The 14,943-nt window shown below is 64.3% G+C and carries 12 protein-coding genes and 1 tRNA gene; 7 read left to right on the forward strand and 6 right to left on the reverse strand.

Annotation, left to right across the window (positions count from 1 at the left end; translation table 11 throughout):
- Nucleotides 1-344: 344 nt before the first annotated feature.
- The 3 genes from EV674_RS16030 to EV674_RS16040 all read right to left on the reverse strand — a co-directional run bounded on the left by EV674_RS16030 (nucleotide 345) and on the right by EV674_RS16040 (nucleotide 3,691).
- A tRNA-Val gene (locus EV674_RS16030) sits at nucleotides 345-421 on the reverse strand.
- Nucleotides 422-503: 82 nt separating this feature from the next.
- Nucleotides 504-2,735, reverse strand: coding sequence for a RelA/SpoT family protein (locus tag EV674_RS16035; protein WP_119014601.1), 2,232 nt, complete (start codon nucleotides 2,733-2,735; stop codon nucleotides 504-506).
- Nucleotides 2,732-3,691 (reverse strand): alpha/beta fold hydrolase, encoded by a 960-nt coding sequence (locus EV674_RS16040; RefSeq protein ID WP_119014627.1) that lies wholly within the window; start codon nucleotides 3,689-3,691, stop codon nucleotides 2,732-2,734. Before EV674_RS16040 ends, EV674_RS16035 begins: the two co-directional genes overlap by 4 nt.
- A gap of 69 nt (nucleotides 3,692-3,760) precedes the next feature.
- Between EV674_RS16040 and EV674_RS16045 the strand changes: the two genes are divergently transcribed.
- Entirely contained in the window at nucleotides 3,761-4,543 is a 783-nt protein-coding gene (locus EV674_RS16045; RefSeq protein WP_119014602.1) for a 3-hydroxybutyrate dehydrogenase, read from the forward strand.
- Nucleotides 4,544-4,625: 82 nt separating this feature from the next.
- Here the strand turns inward: EV674_RS16045 and EV674_RS16050 are convergent, their stop codons facing one another.
- Nucleotides 4,626-5,339: an SIMPL domain-containing protein gene (locus EV674_RS16050; protein ID WP_119014603.1), complete on the reverse strand. Its 714-nt coding sequence runs from the start codon at nucleotides 5,337-5,339 to the stop codon at nucleotides 4,626-4,628.
- 218 nt (nucleotides 5,340-5,557) lie between these two features.
- Here EV674_RS16050 and ompR point away from each other — a divergent pair, with 218 nt between their 5' ends.
- Nucleotides 5,558-6,289 carry an osmolarity response regulator transcription factor OmpR gene (gene ompR, locus EV674_RS16055; RefSeq protein WP_119014604.1) on the forward strand — a complete coding sequence of 244 codons (732 nt, stop codon included), beginning with the start codon at nucleotides 5,558-5,560 and terminating at the stop codon, nucleotides 6,287-6,289.
- An 83-nt stretch (nucleotides 6,290-6,372) separates the two neighbouring features.
- Complete coding sequence (locus tag EV674_RS16060; protein WP_119014605.1) at nucleotides 6,373-7,863, forward strand: ATP-binding protein; 1,491 nt, start codon at nucleotides 6,373-6,375, stop codon at nucleotides 7,861-7,863.
- Here EV674_RS16060 and ispF read toward each other — a convergent pair.
- Entirely contained in the window at nucleotides 7,860-8,339 is a 480-nt protein-coding gene (ispF, locus tag EV674_RS16065; protein WP_119014606.1) for a 2-C-methyl-D-erythritol 2,4-cyclodiphosphate synthase, read from the reverse strand. The genes EV674_RS16060 and ispF overlap by 4 nt on opposite strands.
- 9 nt (nucleotides 8,340-8,348) lie before the next feature.
- On the reverse strand, nucleotides 8,349-9,278 hold the full coding sequence (locus EV674_RS16070; protein ID WP_119014607.1) for an IspD/TarI family cytidylyltransferase: 930 nt from the start codon (nucleotides 9,276-9,278) through the stop codon (nucleotides 8,349-8,351).
- A 95-nt stretch (nucleotides 9,279-9,373) separates the two neighbouring features.
- Here EV674_RS16070 and mfd point away from each other — a divergent pair, with 95 nt between their 5' ends.
- The 4 genes from mfd to EV674_RS16090 all read left to right on the forward strand — a co-directional run bounded on the left by mfd (nucleotide 9,374) and on the right by EV674_RS16090 (nucleotide 14,916).
- Entirely contained in the window at nucleotides 9,374-12,898 is a 3,525-nt protein-coding gene (gene mfd / locus EV674_RS16075) for a transcription-repair coupling factor (protein ID WP_119014608.1), read from the forward strand.
- Nucleotides 12,895-13,539 carry a hypothetical protein gene (locus EV674_RS16080; protein ID WP_119014609.1) on the forward strand — a complete coding sequence of 215 codons (645 nt, stop codon included), beginning with the start codon at nucleotides 12,895-12,897 and terminating at the stop codon, nucleotides 13,537-13,539. Before mfd ends, EV674_RS16080 begins: the two co-directional genes overlap by 4 nt.
- Nucleotides 13,540-13,633: 94 nt before the next feature.
- On the forward strand, nucleotides 13,634-14,344 hold the full coding sequence (gene serB / locus EV674_RS16085) for a phosphoserine phosphatase SerB (protein ID WP_119014628.1): 711 nt from the start codon (nucleotides 13,634-13,636) through the stop codon (nucleotides 14,342-14,344).
- On the forward strand, nucleotides 14,341-14,916 hold the full coding sequence (locus EV674_RS16090) for a redoxin family protein (RefSeq protein ID WP_119014610.1): 576 nt from the start codon (nucleotides 14,341-14,343) through the stop codon (nucleotides 14,914-14,916). The genes serB and EV674_RS16090 overlap by 4 nt, the downstream gene beginning before the upstream one ends.
- Nucleotides 14,917-14,943 lie beyond the last annotated feature (27 nt).

Raw genomic sequence — 14,943 nt, forward strand, 5'->3', positions numbered from 1 at the left:
GAAGAACTGCGAGCGTTGGCTCAATACCAGTTTGCAATTCATCCATCTAGCATTCTTGGCGCTAATGCTCAAAAGACTTTGAACACGTTCTAAGGATGCCTATCCGATTCGCCGCTACACAGGCCACAGGTTTTTGACACCCACAGACGATGCGGATGGGCTGACGCTTCAGGTGCCATCGAATGCGTCCGGCCAAGAAGCCCAAAATAACTCAAGAGAGTTGATTTACACCACAACCCATAGCGCGCCATTGCAACAGAGCCCAGTAGAGCCCCACAAGAACCCAGGAAAACAAAAAAGCCTTCTAAATTTTTAATTTAGAAGGCTTTTGACCAATTATTAATTGGTAGGCGCGATTGGAATCGAACCAACGACCCCCACCATGTCAAGGTGGTGCTCTAACCAGCTGAGCTACGCGCCTGATATTTTTAATTTATCAGAGAGCGCTATTGTAGCACCAAAAAATCGTCACGTTAAAAACGTGAAACAAAATCCGCAGGCAATCAGCGTCGGCGTGCAGAGCGCACACCGGACACCGATGCTACGGCGCCCAGCACTTTTTTCAATCGACCTGCATCCGACACCTCTACCGTGAACGTCATCCAGGCGATACCTTTGACCGACTGTGTCTGCACACCCACCACGTTCATTTTTTCCTTGGCAAACACTTCCGAAATATCGCGCAGCAAGCCCTGACGGTCAGCGGCCTGCACCGTCACATCCACAGGATAGACCGACGCCAGCGCAGCCTGTTTGGGCGTACCCCATTCCACCTCGATCATGCGCTCGGCATTGCGCGCTGCCATCTCGCGGAAATTGCTGCAATCCACACGGTGAACACTCACGCCCTTACCGCGCGTGACAAAGCCCTGGATTTCATCAGGAGGAGCCGGTTTGCAGCATTTGGCCAGCTGGGTCATCAACGAATCAACGCCGACCACCAGGATGCCACCCTTGGGGGTCTTGCCGGTATGGCGCGCCTTCCTGAGCAACAGATAGTCATCGGGCTGCAGGGCCGGCTCCGGCGGGCGCAGCAAGATTTCGATGTTGCGCAGCGAAAACTCGTCCTTGCCGACCACTTCGAACAAGGCATCCGCCGATTTGAAGCCCAACTGCGCAGCCAGATCGTCCAGGCGCAAAGCGGTTTTGCCTTCGCGTTGCAGCAGTTTTTCGACCGCTTCACGACCGCGCGCCACGGTTTCATTCAACGCTTTGGCATTGAACCAGGCACGGGCTTTGGCACGGCCCCGACTGCTGTTGAGGTAGCCCAAATCAGCATTCAGCCAGTCACGCGAAGGGCCACCTTCTTTGACCGTGGTGACCTCCACGGTTTGGCCGTTTTGCAGTTGCGTGTTCAGCGGCACCATGGCGCCATTGACACGTGCCCCACGGCAGCGGTGCCCTATGCTGGTGTGTACAGCGTAGGCAAAATCTACCGGGGTAGCGCCTTGGGGCAACTCCACAATCGCGGCCTCGGGCGTCAGAACATAGATGCGATCTTCAAAAAGCCCTTGCTGCTGCGGCGCCCCAGCCAGATCGCGCTCCCAGGCCAGCAGCTGGCGCAGCACGGCAATCTTGGCGTCATAGTCGCCGCTGGCGGACACACCAGCGTAACCTTTGCTTCCCGCCTCTTTGTAGGCCCAGTGCGCAGCCACGCCGTGCTCGGCATGGTCGTGCATGGCCTGGGTGCGGATCTGGATCTCAATGGCCCTGCCCGCCTCGTCACGCACCACGGTGTGCAGTGACTGGTAACCGTTGGGTTTGGGACGGGCGATGTAGTCGTCAAACTCTTCGGCAATGGATTCAAATTGTGCATGCACCCAGCTCAGTGCGGCGTAGCAATCCTTGACGTTGGGCACCACCACGCGCAGGGCCCGAATATCAAACAGCTGGTCAAAATTGAGCGATTTGCCGCGCATCTTTTTGACAATGCTGTAGATGTGCTTGGGCCGTCCCTGCACGCTGGCGCTGATACTGCGGGCGCGCAGTTCAGATTCCACGCGGGCACGCAGCTGCTCCATGTAGACCTCGCGGCCAGTGCGCTTTTCATCCAGCAGGCGCGCCACTTCCTTGTAGGTATCAGGCTCCAGAAAACGAAACGCCAGGTCTTCCATCTCCCACTTGATCTGCCAAATACCCAAGCGGTTGGCCAACGGCGCAAACACGTGCAGCGCCTCGTGCGAAATGCTGGGCGGCACCGGGCGTTTGCTGGCTGCGTGGTAGCGCAGGGTTTGCAGGCGCGAGGCCAAGCGCAGCATGACCACACGCAGGTCACGCGAAAAAGCCAGCAGCATCTTGCGCACGTTCTCCGTTTGCACTGCCGGGTCATTGATCTGCTGTACCGACGGATGCACCGCACGTGCCTGCGCCTGCACACGCATCAGCTTGGTGGTTTCCACGGCCAGGGTTGCAAAATGGCTGCCAAAGGCTTTGGCGATCACTTCCTCGGGCCGATTCAAGTGCATGCAGGCATGCACCAGGTAGCAGGCGGCCTGCATGGCTTCGGAGCCACCGATGGTTTTGAGAATGGCAGCCACTGCATCGGCGTGGGCCAAGGTGTTTTCACCAGTTTCCAGGTTTTCTGCGGCAATCAGGGGCTCGGCAAAAGCGCGGGCACGCGCCAATGCGTTGAGTTGCTCAGGCAAAGCCTGCGCCGTGGCGGTGACCAGCGGCACGACGGCCTCAGGGCCTGCGCTGGGGACAGTCGGCGCCACTTCGGGGACAGCGCTTTTCATGCAGGTACCTTGCTCGGAGTCTCGGTCAAGAACGCTGCCACGGCAGCCACCTGCTCGGGGGCCACCAGCGTAGGTGCATGGCCCACGCCCGGCCATTCCATCAGGCGGGCGCGCGGGCCGCGCTGGCCCATGGCCGCTGCCGTGTGCGGTGACAGCAAGTCCGATTGCGCTCCCCGCAACAGCAGCGTCTGGGCGGTAATCTGGTCGTACAGCTGCCACAACTGCGCCTCGCCCGCCTGCGCTGCCTCCTGAGACAGGGAAGCAAACGCTGTAGCGATGGCAGGGTCGTAATGCAAAGTAACGCCCCCCTCAGGCAAGGCGCGCACCATGTGCTGGCACAAGGCCAGCCATTGCGCTGGCGTGTGCGGGCCAAAGTGGCTGGAAACCGACCACAAACTTTCGGCAGCTTGCTCCAGCGAGTCAAAACGCGGCGCCTTGCCCAGGTACTGACCAATGCGCGCCAGCGCTTGCCACTCGATGACCGGCCCCACATCATTGAGCACCAGACGGCGCACCGGCACAGGCAGCGGCAGACCCGGCTGCCCGCACAGCACCATGCCGATCAGACCGCCCATGCTGGTGCCTACCCAATCGAGGGTTTGCACGGGTGCCTGGTGGTGCAACTGCGCCAGCAGCGCCAGCATGTCGGCGGCATATACCGGTATCTGGTAAGCCAGCGGCTCGGCCAGCCAATCGCTGTGGCCGCGCCCAGCCACGTCCGGACAAATGACGCGCGCGTGCGCACTCAGAACCCGGGCCAGCACATCGAAATCGCGCCCCTGGCGCGACAGGCCATGCACACACACCACCACATGCGGGTGCTGCGGGTTGCCTGTGGCGTTCCACTCCCAATACGCCATGCGGCGGGCTTCGCCCTGCCCCGCGCGGGCCATCGGCCCTGTATCACTAGAGGCCGGGCCAGGGCAGGATACGTAGTTCAGCCTAGGTTCAATCATGGGTGCGCGCTTCCGGGGCATGGCTTGATAATTGCTATGTTGCATCGTAATTCATTCGGAGAAAATTCCATGCTCAAAGGCAAAACGGCTCTCGTGACAGGTTCTACCAGCGGCATCGGCTTAGGTATAGCCAAGGCACTGGCACAACAAGGGGCCAACGTGGTGCTCAACGGTTTTGGTGATGTGGATGCGCCACGCGCCGAGGTGCTGGCCGCTGGCCACGGCACTGACGCGCAAGTGGCTTACCACAGCGCCGATATGTCACGCAGTGCCGATATTGAAGACATGTTCCAGTACAGCGTGGCGCAGTTTGGCGCAGTGGACATCCTGGTCAACAACGCAGGCATTCAGCATGTGGCCAGCATCGAAGACTTTCCGGTCGAGCGCTGGGACGCCATTTTGGCCATCAACCTGACCAGCGCTTTTCACACCACGCGCCTGGCACTTCCCGCCATGAAGGCAGCCAACTGGGGCCGCATCATCAATGTCGCTTCGGTGCATGGTTTGGTGGGTTCGGCGCAAAAATCAGCCTACGTGGCAGCCAAGCACGGCGTGGTCGGATTCACCAAAGTCACAGCCCTGGAGACAGCAACCACGGGCATTACCTGCAACGCCATCTGCCCGGGCTGGGTACTGACGCCGCTGGTACAAAAGCAGGTGGATGCCAAGGCGCAGGCACTGGGCATCAGCAATGAAGAAGCCACCAAACTGCTGCTGGGCGAGAAAGAACCCTCCATGCAGTTCACCACGCCCGAAGAGCTGGGCGCGCTGGCCGTGTTCTTTTGCTCCAGCGCTGCCAACAATGTGCGCGGCGTAGCCTGGAACATGGACGGCGGCTGGACAGCCCAGTAACCGGCCCCACAAACACTCCTGATTCGATAGCTGCTAGCGCCCGTCCTGCAAGGGTTACGGGCCTTTTTTCTTGTCAACAGGCTCAGCGCATCTGCACCGATCCCGAGACATTGACCGTCACCGTGGTCTTGCCAGCCTCCACCGCCATGGGCGACGCGTCCATCATGGTGGCCTTGGCCTCCATCGCCATGGCGCGCGGGCGCGGGCCCGGCGCATAGCTGTTGCTGTTGACTGCCACTTCGCGCAGGGTGAAGGCGCTAAAGCCAAACGCCTTCGTCAAATCAGCAGCTTGCGTTTTGAAATTCTCAATCGCCTGCGCTTGGGCATCGCGCTCTACTTTGGCACGCTGTTCGCGGCTCAGGCCAAAGCCCACCTGGCCGATGGCCATCGTGGTCACGCGCGCTGCGGTGCCGGTGATGCGCGCAAAGTCGCGCCCCTCCAGCACCAGCTCGGCAGAACCTTGCCAGCCGCTGATCTGGCTGTTCTGGCCGTAACGCGGGTACAGGCCAAAGTTGCCGGTGCGCACATCCATTTGCCCTGGCTCAGCGTTGCGGCGCGCTTCCAGCAAAGCCGCATCCAGCGCCTGGCGCAGCTGCCCCTGCACCACGGCAGCGTCCTTGCCCTCGCGCGTGGTGCTCAGGGTGAGCACCAGCAAATCTTGTTGCACATCCACCGACCCAGCCGCTGACAGCTGCACCACGTTCTGCGGCGTTGCGGGAGCCATATTTTGGGCAAAAACGGCTCCAACGCTTACCAGCATTGCGCCAGCAGCTATCAATTTCATAGTTTTTTGCATGGAGAGAATTCCTTGGAGGGGTGATGATCGGGCCAAGGATACCGTCGCCTGGAAGTGTTTTTTGTCGGCCAAAAGCGCATTTTGGCGACGCGCCAGCAAAGCTGTGTGCGTATGCAGCAAAACTTGTAACGGTTGGTCAGACCACGCAGCAAAGCCGCACGCCAGCGCCGCAAACTGGTAACAATGGCCGCTGTTACAAATAAGACCGAGGTATCCCAATGGCCACGCCAAGCAACCGGACAGACAAAATTTTGGTCGTGGATGACGACGCCCGCATCCGCGATTTGCTGCGCCGCTACCTGACGCAAGAGGGCTTCGAGGTCATGGTGGCCGAAGACGGCAAAGCACTCAGCCGCCTGCTGCTGCGCGAAACCGTGGATCTGATCGTGCTCGATCTGATGATGCCGGGCGAGGATGGCCTGTCCATCTGTCGGCGCCTGCGCGCGGCCAACGACCGCACGCCCATCATCATGCTCACGGCCAAGGGGGAGGATGTGGACCGCATCGTCGGGCTGGAGGTGGGCGCTGACGACTACCTGGGCAAGCCCTTCAACCCGCGTGAACTGCTGGCGCGCATCCACGCCGTGCTGCGCCGGCGCCCGCCGCAAGAAGCGCCCGGCGCCCCGTCGGGCGACAACGAGGTGGTCAACTTCGGCCCCTTCAGCTTTGACCTGGGCACCCGCGCACTGCAAAAAAATGGCGAAGAGCTGCCCTTGACCACGGGCGAATTCGCCATGCTCAAAGCCCTGGTGCGCCACCCGCGCCAGCCGCTGTCGCGTGAGAAGCTGGCCTTGCTGGCACGTGGGCGCGAGTTCGAGCCCTTTGACCGCAGCCTGGACGTGCAGGTGTCACGGCTGCGCAAGCTCATCGAAGAAGATGCTGCCGCGCCGCGCTACATCCAGACCGTGTGGGGTGTAGGCTACGTGTTTGTGCCGGACGGCAATAATTGACCGCCCGGCTCCGCGCCCCTGCGCAAACCCCACGGTGTGCCCCTTGCCTGGCGGGCAGCACACCTTGGCGCTTTTGATTTCCCATGAGCTACTCCCCTCCTCCGGTCAGCGATGCCACCAGCCCAGCCCCCCTGGAATCTGCACCGCGCCACCGCGAATCGCCCAAACGGATGGGGCTCAACCTGTTTTGGCGCACATTTTTTCTGCTCAGCCTGTTGCTGGTGGGCAGCATCCTGGCCTGGCTGCAAACACTGCGCGCCCTGGAGTTTGAGCCGCGCACGCTGCACACCGCACAGCAGATTGCCTCGCTGGTCAACCTCAGCCGCGCGGCGCTGGTGCATTCGGATGCGATTGCGCGCGTCTCGCTGCTCAAGACCATGGCCGACCAGGAGGGCGTGCGCATCCTGCCGCGCGAGCCCGGCGACAACTTTGAACTGCTCGACCAATCGCCCCTGGGCCAGCGCCTGACCGAAGAGCTGTCCCAGCGCCTGGGCCAAGGCACCATCGTGGCCAGCAGCGTCAATGGCGAAAAAGGGCTGTGGGTGGGCTTTTCCATCAATGGCGATGCCAACTGGCTGCTCATGGACCGCTCGCGCTTCAGCCCGGCCGGGGGCAAAACCTGGCTGATCTGGCTCATCACGGCAGGGGCGCTGTCGCTGGCCGGGGCCGCCGCCATCGCCCGGCTCATCAACCAGCCGCTCAAGCAGCTGTCTTATGCGGCCAACCGCGTGCGCGATGGTGACTTTGCCGCCAGCCGACTCGACGAGGAGGCCGTGACCAGCGAAATCCGCGAGGTCAATATCGGCTTCAACCGCATGGCGCAAAAACTCGCCAAGCTCGAACAAGACCGCGCCGTGATGCTGGCGGGCATCTCGCACGACCTGCGCACACCGCTGGCACGCCTGCGCCTGGAAACCGAGATGAGCGTGGCCGACGAAGTGGCGCGCGAACACATGGTGGCCGACATCGTGCAGCTCGACGCCACCATCGACAAGTTTCTCGATTACGCGCGCCCCGACCACGTCACGCTCACGCCGGTCAATCTGCACGGCGTGATCTCTTCGTGCGTGTATGCAGTGCAAGACCACCGTGAGCTGCAAATCACCATGAGCGTGCCCGAAGACCTGAACGTGCTGGCCGACGAGGTGGAACTGGCGCGCATCATCTCCAACCTGCTGGAAAACGCGCGCCGCTACGGCAAGACGCCCGACGCGGGCGTCACCCAGGTGGACATTGCCGCCAAGGGCCGCGAGGAGTGGGTGCTGATCAAGGTGCGTGACCACGGCACGGGCGTACCGCCCGAGCAGCTGGCCAACCTGACCAAGCCGTTTTTCCGGGGCGACTCGGCCCGCACAGCGGCAGCGGGCGCGGGCCTGGGCCTGTCGATTGTGGACAAAACCGTGCAGCGCATGGGCGGCATTTTTGCCCTGGCCAATTCGGCCTCGGGCGGCTTGGTGGCGCATGTGCAATTGCAGCGCGCCCACGACCAGCCCCAGGGCACGGACTCGCAGCAGCGCCTGCAACGCCCGCAGGTCAAACGCAAACTGCCGCCGCGCCCTACAGCGCAGGGCTAAACCACGGTCAGCAAAGCGATGGCGCGCGCCTCCATCGCCAGCCCCTGCCCCACCGGCCCCAGCCGCTCGGCGGTCTTGGCCTTGATGTTGATCTGCCCCGGTTGCAACGCCAGCGCCTGCGCAATGCGCGTGCGCATGGCCGGAATGTGCGCGGCCAGCCGGGGGGCCTGGGCCACCACCGTGGTGTCGATGTTGCCGATCTGGTAGCCCTGTGCCCGCACCCGGCGCGCGGCCTCGGTCAGCAGCGCCAGCGAATCGGCACCGCGAAACTGCGCATCGGTGTCCGGAAAATGCGTGCCGATATCGCCCAGCGCCGCCGCGCCCAGCAGCGCATCGGTGATGGCGTGCAGCAGCACATCGGCATCCGAATGGCCCAGCAAACCCATGGGGTGGTCGATGGTTACACCGCCAATGACCAGCGCCCGGCCCGGCACCAGCGCGTGGACATCCCAGCCCTCGCCTATTCTGAAATTCATGCGTTTTCCTTAAAAAATGGTACGTGCGGGGGCATCGCTGGCTTGGCCACGGTCACCGCCAAAGCGGTCCAGGGTGGCGCCGTGGGCGCGCTGGGCCAGCACGGCTTCGGCCAGTAAAAAGTCTTCCGGGTAGGTCACTTTGAAATTCAGCGCACTGGCCTGCACCAGGCGCGGGTGCAGGCCCATGGCCTCCATGGCGCTGGCCTCGTCGGTGGCGATGGGGCCTATCTGCTCCAGCGCCTGAACGAGCGCACCGATGCGGAACATCTGCGGCGTTTGCGCCAGCCATTTGTCGCCCCGGTCTACCGTGCTGGCCACGCGGATGCCGCCCGGCCCGGCAATCGCGGTTTTGAGGGTGTCAGCCAATTTGTGCGCCAGCAGGCCGCCCACATCGTCGCCCAGGCAGGCGTCGATCAGGGCATCAATCTGCTCTGGCGTGACCAGGCAGCGTGCGGCATCGTGAACCAGCACCCAATCCTGGGCCTGCGCCCCACGCTGGAGCAAGGCGCGCAGGCCACCCAGCACGGTGTCAGCCCGGGTGGGGCCGCCGCACTCCACCGTAAAAAAGCCCTTGCCCGGGTAGGCATCCAGAAAATGGTCGCCCGCCGCCACCGCCACCAGCGTGCCCGCCAGCCGGCCCACGCCCGCCAACGCAGCCAGCGTGTGCAGCACCAGCGGCTGGCCTGCCACGTGCAGGTACTGCTTGGGCAGCGCAGAAGCGGCAGCCTGGCCCGGCGGCAAGGCCCGCGTGCCAGTGCCAGCGCAGGGCAGCAAGGCCCACAAACGCGCGCCTACGGGCAGCGCGTAGCTGCCACCGGGCGGGGTTATCGTCCAGGGGTTCCATGGGCTCCAGGGGCCCGCCACGTCGGGGATGGCATCAGGGGACGGCGCCGGGGCGGGCGCAGCAGCGCTCTGGGGCGTCAGCAAAGGATGGGTCATGGCGGCATTCTAAAATCTGCACTCCCCGCCGCGTCCGGTTCGGGCGCGACCCGCGCCAGCGAAGGCCGTGGTGCGGCCACCTCCCCCTTCAGCGCATGGACCTCCCCAAACTCACCCCCGGTAAACGCTTCACCGTGCCCCGCCCCGTGGGCAGCGCCGACGCCCTGCTGCTGGCACGCCTGGGCCAGCGCGAACAGGCCGCGCGGCGCACCACCGCCATCGTCACCGCCGACGCCGCCGATGCCGGCCGGCTGCTCGACGAACTGGCTTTTTTTGCCCCCGGCCTGCGCTGTGCGCTGTTTCCGGACTGGGAAACGCTGCCCTACGACACCTTCAGCCCGCACCAGGATTTGATCAGCGAGCGCCTGGCTGCGCTGTGGCGCATCAGCCAGAAAGACAAGGACACCGGCGCCGATGTGGTCATCGTGCCCGCTACCACCGCGCTGTACCGGCTGGCGCCGCCCGCTTTTTTGGCGGGCTACACCTTCGAGTTCAAGGTCAAACAAAAGCTGGACGAAGCCAAATTCAAGGCCCAGCTCACGCTGGCGGGCTACAGCCATGTCAGCCAGGTGGTCAGCCCCGGCGAATACGCGGTGCGCGGCGGGCTGATTGACCTGTTCCCGATGGGCTCGCCCGTGCCCTACCGCGTGGATTTGTTTGACGACGAAATCGACAGCATCCGCACCTTCGACCCCGACACCCAGCGCAGCCTCTACCCCGTGCCCGAAGTGCGCTTGCTGCCCGGGCGCGAATTTCCCATGGACGAGGCTGCGCGCGCCAAATTTCGCGCCCGCTGGCGCGAGCTGCTCGACGGCGACCCCACCAAAAGCCGCATCTACAAAGACATGGGCGCCGGCGTGGCCACCGCAGGCATCGAGTACTACCTGCCGCTGTTCTTTGATGACACCGCCACCGTGTTCGATTACCTCGGCCAAGATGCCACCGTGGTGCTGCACGGCGACATCGAGCCCGCGTTCCAGCGCTTTTGGCAAGACACCAAAGACCGCTACCGCCTGGTGCAGGGCGACCCCGAGCGCCCGGTGCTGGCGCCCGAAGCGCTGTTTTTGAGTGCCGACCAGTTCTATACCCAGCTCAAGGCCTATGCGCAGTTGTCGGTGCGGGCGCCAGCGCCCATAGACACCACGCCCGGCGCAGGCGATGCGGCTGCGCCCTCCACTGGTGCAGCCACAGACACCAGCGCGCTGCCTGACCTGTCAGTCGTGCGCGGTGCCGACGAGCCGCTGGCGCGCCTGCGCGCCCATATCCAGACCACGCCGCAGCGCGTGCTGCTGCTGGCCGAAAGCGCCGGGCGGCGCGAGAGCCTGCTGGACTTTCTGCGCACTGGCGGCGTGCAGCCGCCCGCGTTCGACTCCCTGGCCGCCTTTGACGCCAGCGGCGAAAAACTCGGCATTGCCACCGCCGCCCTCACCGTGGGCTTTGCCTGGCACGAGCGGGGCATCGACTTCGTCACCGAAACCGAGCTATTTGCCGCCGGTGCCACCACACGCCGACGCAAAAAGCAGGAGCAAGTCAGCGACGTGGAAGCGCTGATCAAAGACCTGAGCGAGCTCAACGTGGGCGACCCGGTAGTCCACAGCCAGCACGGCATTGGCCGCTACCGGGGGCTGGTCAACCTCGACCTGGGCGAGAAAAATGTGGATGGCACGCCCGCCCTGCAAGAGTTCTTGCACCTGGAGTACGCCGCCCAGGCGGTGCTGTATGTGCCCGTGAGCCAGTTGCAGCTCATCAGCCGCTACACGGGCGTTTCTGCCGACGAAGCACCGCTGCACAAACTGGGCAGCGGCCAGTGGGAAAAAGCCAAGCGTAAAGCCGCAGAGCAAGTGCGCGACAGCGCTGCCGAACTGCTCAACATCTACGCCCGCCGCGCCCTGCGCCAGGGCCACGCATTCCGCTATTCGCCGCAGGACTACGAGCAGTTTGCCAACGACTTCGGCTTTGAAGAAACCGCCGACCAGAACGCCGCCATCCACGCCGTCATCCAGGACATGATCAGTCCGCGCCCCATGGACCGGCTGGTCTGTGGCGATGTCGGCTTTGGCAAAACCGAAGTGGCCTTGCGCGCCGCCTTTGTCGCCGTGACGGGCGGCAAGCAGGTGGCGTTTCTGGCGCCCACCACGCTGCTGGCCGAGCAGCATTACCAGACGCTGGTCGATCGCTTTTCCAAATGGCCGGTGCGGGTGGCCGAGGTATCGCGCTTTCGCTCGGGCAAAGAGATTTCTTCGGCCATCAAAGGCATTGCCGATGGCACCGTCGATGTCGTGGTCGGCACGCACAAGCTGCTGAGCGAATCCACCCAGTTCAAAAACCTGGGCCTGCTCATCATTGACGAAGAGCACCGCTTTGGCGTGCGCCACAAAGAGCAGATGAAAGCGTTGCGCGCCGAAGTGGATGTGCTCACGCTCACGGCCACGCCCATTCCGCGCACCATGGGCATGGCGCTGGAGGGCCTGCGCGACCTGAGTGTGATTGCCACCGCACCGCAGCGGCGCCTGGCCATCAAGACCTTTGTGCGCAGTGAAGGCACGGGCGTGATCCGCGAAGCCGTGCTGCGCGAATTGAAGCGCGGCGGGCAGGTGTACTTTTTGCACAACGAAGTCGAAACCATCGAAAACCGCCGGCAAAAGCTCGAAGAAATCCTGCCCGAAGCGCGCATCGCCATCGCCCACGGCCAGATGCCCGAGCGCGAGCTGGAAAAAGTCATGCGCGACTTTGTGGCCCAGCGCTTCAACCTGCTGCTGTGCTCCACCATCATCGAAACCGGCATTGACGTGCCCACAGCCAACACCATCGTCATCTCGCGCGCCGACAAGTTTGGCCTGGCGCAATTGCACCAGCTGCGCGGGCGCGTGGGCCGCAGCCACCACCAAGCCTATGCCTACCTGATGGTGCCCGACGTGGAGAGCCTGACCAAGCAGGCCCAGCAGCGCCTGGACGCCATCCAGGCCATGGAAGAACTGGGCAGCGGCTTCTACCTGGCCATGCACGACCTGGAGATTCGCGGCGCGGGCGAAGTGCTGGGCGAGAACCAGAGCGGCAACATGATGGAGATTGGGTTCCAGCTCTACAACGAGATGCTGTCCGAGGCGGTGCGCTGCCTCAAGGCGGGCAAGGAGCCTGATTTGCTCAGCCCCCTGTCGGTCACCACCGACATCAACCTGCACGCCCCGGCCCTGCTGCCCGATGATTTTTGTGGCGATGTGCATTTGCGCCTGAGCTTTTACAAAAAACTGGCTACCGCCAGAACCACCGACCAGATCGACGGCCTGCTGGAAGAAATCGTCGATCGCTTTGGCAAGCTGCCCGCGCAGGCGCAAACGCTGATCGACGTGCACCGCCTGCGCTGCTTGAGCCAGCCCTACGGCGTGGTGAAGGTGGACGCGGCACCGGGCGTCACCACCATCACCTTCAAGCCCCAGCCGCCGGTAGACCCGATGCAGATCATTGCGCTGATCCAGAAAAACAAGCACATCAAGCTGGCGGGCAACGAGAAGCTGCGCATTGAACGCGCCCTGCCCGACCCCAAAGACCGCGCCCAACTGGTGCGCGACGTGCTGCGCAGCCTGGGCCAGCCGCTGGCCGCTGCCACCCCCGACGCATGACCCCCACCGACGAAGCTTTTCTGGACGCCAGCGTGCTGGCCTGCGCGCTGGCCGTGGCCCTGTGGCTGCGCCCGTGGCGGCTGCTGCGCGGCGGTGCGCTGCTCACGCCTTTGCTGGCCACGCTGGTGGTGCTGCCCTGGGTGTGGGCCTTGCCCCAGTTGCACACCATGCCGTTGCAGTTGCAGTTTTCGGGCGCCTGCATGGTGCTGCTGATGCTGGGCTGGCCGCTGGCCGTGCCCACGCTGCTGCTGGTGGCCGTGGAGGCCGGTGTGCTGGGCGGGGCGCCCTCGCTAGAGAGCATGGCCGCCCAGGCGCTGTGGCAAGGCGTGCTGCCCGCCACGCTGGCGCTGGGCCTGGGGGCGCTGCTGCGGCGCTTCACGGGCGAGCATCTGTTTGTGTACGTGCTGGGCCGGGCCTTTTTGGGCACTGCCGTGTGCGCCTTTGCCACCGGCGCGCTGGCGCAGTGGAGCGGCCAGCTGCTGCCCGGCGTGGATGAAGGCTTATCGATGGTGGCGCGCTGGCTCATGGCCTGGGGCGACGCCTTCATGACCGGCATGCTGGCCGCCATCTTTGTCGCCTTCAAGCCCCAATGGCTGGCCACCTGGTCAGACCAGCTGTACTTGCGCAAGCCCCCCACCTGACGCCACTACCGGCGCACAATTTATAGCCAAATTGGACTCCAGCGCCCGCACAGTATGCGCTGGCAGCTATCAAAAACTGAGTAAAAAAACCACCATGCAAACCACTGAATTCGCCCCCGGCCTTGTAGTGCAAAACCTTGCCAGCCCCTTGCGCTTGTCTGACTTCAAGCTCATCGCCTTTGACATGGACTCGACGCTGATCAACATCGAGTGCATTGACGAGATTGCCGACGCCGCCGGGCGCAAGGCCGAGGTGGCCGCCATCACCGAGGCGGCCATGCGCGGCGAGATCACCGATTTCAAAGACAGCCTGCGCCGGCGTCTGGCGCTGCTCAAGGGTGTGCCCGCCAGCCACCTGGAGGCCGTATTGACCGAGCGCCTGCGCTTTAACCCCGGCGCGCCAGAGCTGATGGCTGCGGCGCGCGCAGCGGGCCTGAAAACCTTGCTGGTGTCGGGCGGCTTTACGTTTTTTGCCGACCGCGTCAAGGCCGGTCTGGGCATGGACTTTGCCCGCGCCAACCAGCTGGAGGTGCAGGATGGCCACCTCACCGGCCGCCTGATCGCACAGTGCTGGGGCGATATCTGCGACGGTGCAGAAAAGCGCCGCACGCTGCTCGAAGTGGCCAGCCTGATGGGCATTGCCCCGCAGCAAACCATTGCCGTGGGCGATGGTGCCAACGACCTGCCCATGATGGGTGCGGCGGGCCTGTCGGTGGCCTACCACGCCAAGCCAGCGGTGCGCGCACAGGCGCAGGTGGCTATCAACCAAGGCGGGCTCGACCGGCTGCTGGAAGTGCTGGGTTGAGCCAGCACCACCCGGCCCCGGCCAGCGCCCCGCCCCCGGGCTGGCCCCGGCGCCTGGCCCGGCGCCTGCGCGCGCAGTGGCCCACCGGGCTGGCACTGCTGGCCGTGGTGCTGGGCGCGCACCTGTGGCACACGCGCCACCTGCCCAGCGGCGTGCTGCCCGACGCCACGGTGCAGCTGGCCAGCGGTGAGGTGCTGCGCCTGAGCCAGTGGCGCGCCCTGCACCCCGGCCAGCCCGTGGCGCTGCACGTGTGGGCCGACTGGTGCCCCATCTGCCGCACCGAAGAGCACAGCATCACGCGCCTGCAACGCGACTGGCCGGTGCTCACGGTGGCCATGCAATCGGGCAACGCGCCCCAGGTGCGCCAGGTGCTGGCCCGGCGCGCTCTGCCCTGGCAGACGGCGGTGGATGCCGATGGCGCACTGGCGCGCAGCCTGGGCATCCAATCGGTGCCCGCGCTGTTGGTGCTCGATGCCAACGGCCAGCTGCGCGCCGCCTCGGTTGGCTACACCAGCGAGATCGGTATGCGCCTGCGCCTGCGCTGGGCACAGGCCATGGCAGCCTGGCCGTAGCCACCCCACGCGGGCCAGCACGCCAAG

It is taken from the genome of Simplicispira metamorpha (assembly GCF_004341365.1).
GTDB classification, from domain to species: Bacteria; Pseudomonadota; Gammaproteobacteria; order Burkholderiales; family Burkholderiaceae_C; genus Simplicispira; species Simplicispira metamorpha.

What these genes read in the sequence shown, in the direction of transcription:
- EV674_RS16080 (WP_119014609.1), top strand. Translation starts at nt 12,895, where the DNA reads ATGACCCCCACCGACGAAGCTTTTCTGGACGCCAGCGTGCTGGCCTGC.
- EV674_RS16040 (WP_119014627.1), bottom strand. Translation starts at nt 3,691, where the DNA reads ATGATTGAACCTAGGCTGAACTACGTATCCTGCCCTGGCCCGGCCTCT.
- EV674_RS16070 (WP_119014607.1), bottom strand. Translation starts at nt 9,278, where the DNA reads ATGACCCATCCTTTGCTGACGCCCCAGAGCGCTGCTGCGCCCGCCCCG.
- mfd (WP_119014608.1), top strand. Translation starts at nt 9,374, where the DNA reads ATGGACCTCCCCAAACTCACCCCCGGTAAACGCTTCACCGTGCCCCGC.
- EV674_RS16045 (WP_119014602.1), top strand. Translation starts at nt 3,761, where the DNA reads ATGCTCAAAGGCAAAACGGCTCTCGTGACAGGTTCTACCAGCGGCATC.
- ispF (WP_119014606.1), bottom strand. Translation starts at nt 8,339, where the DNA reads ATGAATTTCAGAATAGGCGAGGGCTGGGATGTCCACGCGCTGGTGCCG.
- EV674_RS16035 (WP_119014601.1), bottom strand. Translation starts at nt 2,735, where the DNA reads ATGAAAAGCGCTGTCCCCGAAGTGGCGCCGACTGTCCCCAGCGCAGGC.
- EV674_RS16060 (WP_119014605.1), top strand. Translation starts at nt 6,373, where the DNA reads ATGAGCTACTCCCCTCCTCCGGTCAGCGATGCCACCAGCCCAGCCCCC.
- serB (WP_119014628.1), top strand. Translation starts at nt 13,634, where the DNA reads ATGCAAACCACTGAATTCGCCCCCGGCCTTGTAGTGCAAAACCTTGCC.
- ompR (WP_119014604.1), top strand. Translation starts at nt 5,558, where the DNA reads ATGGCCACGCCAAGCAACCGGACAGACAAAATTTTGGTCGTGGATGAC.
- EV674_RS16050 (WP_119014603.1), bottom strand. Translation starts at nt 5,339, where the DNA reads ATGCAAAAAACTATGAAATTGATAGCTGCTGGCGCAATGCTGGTAAGC.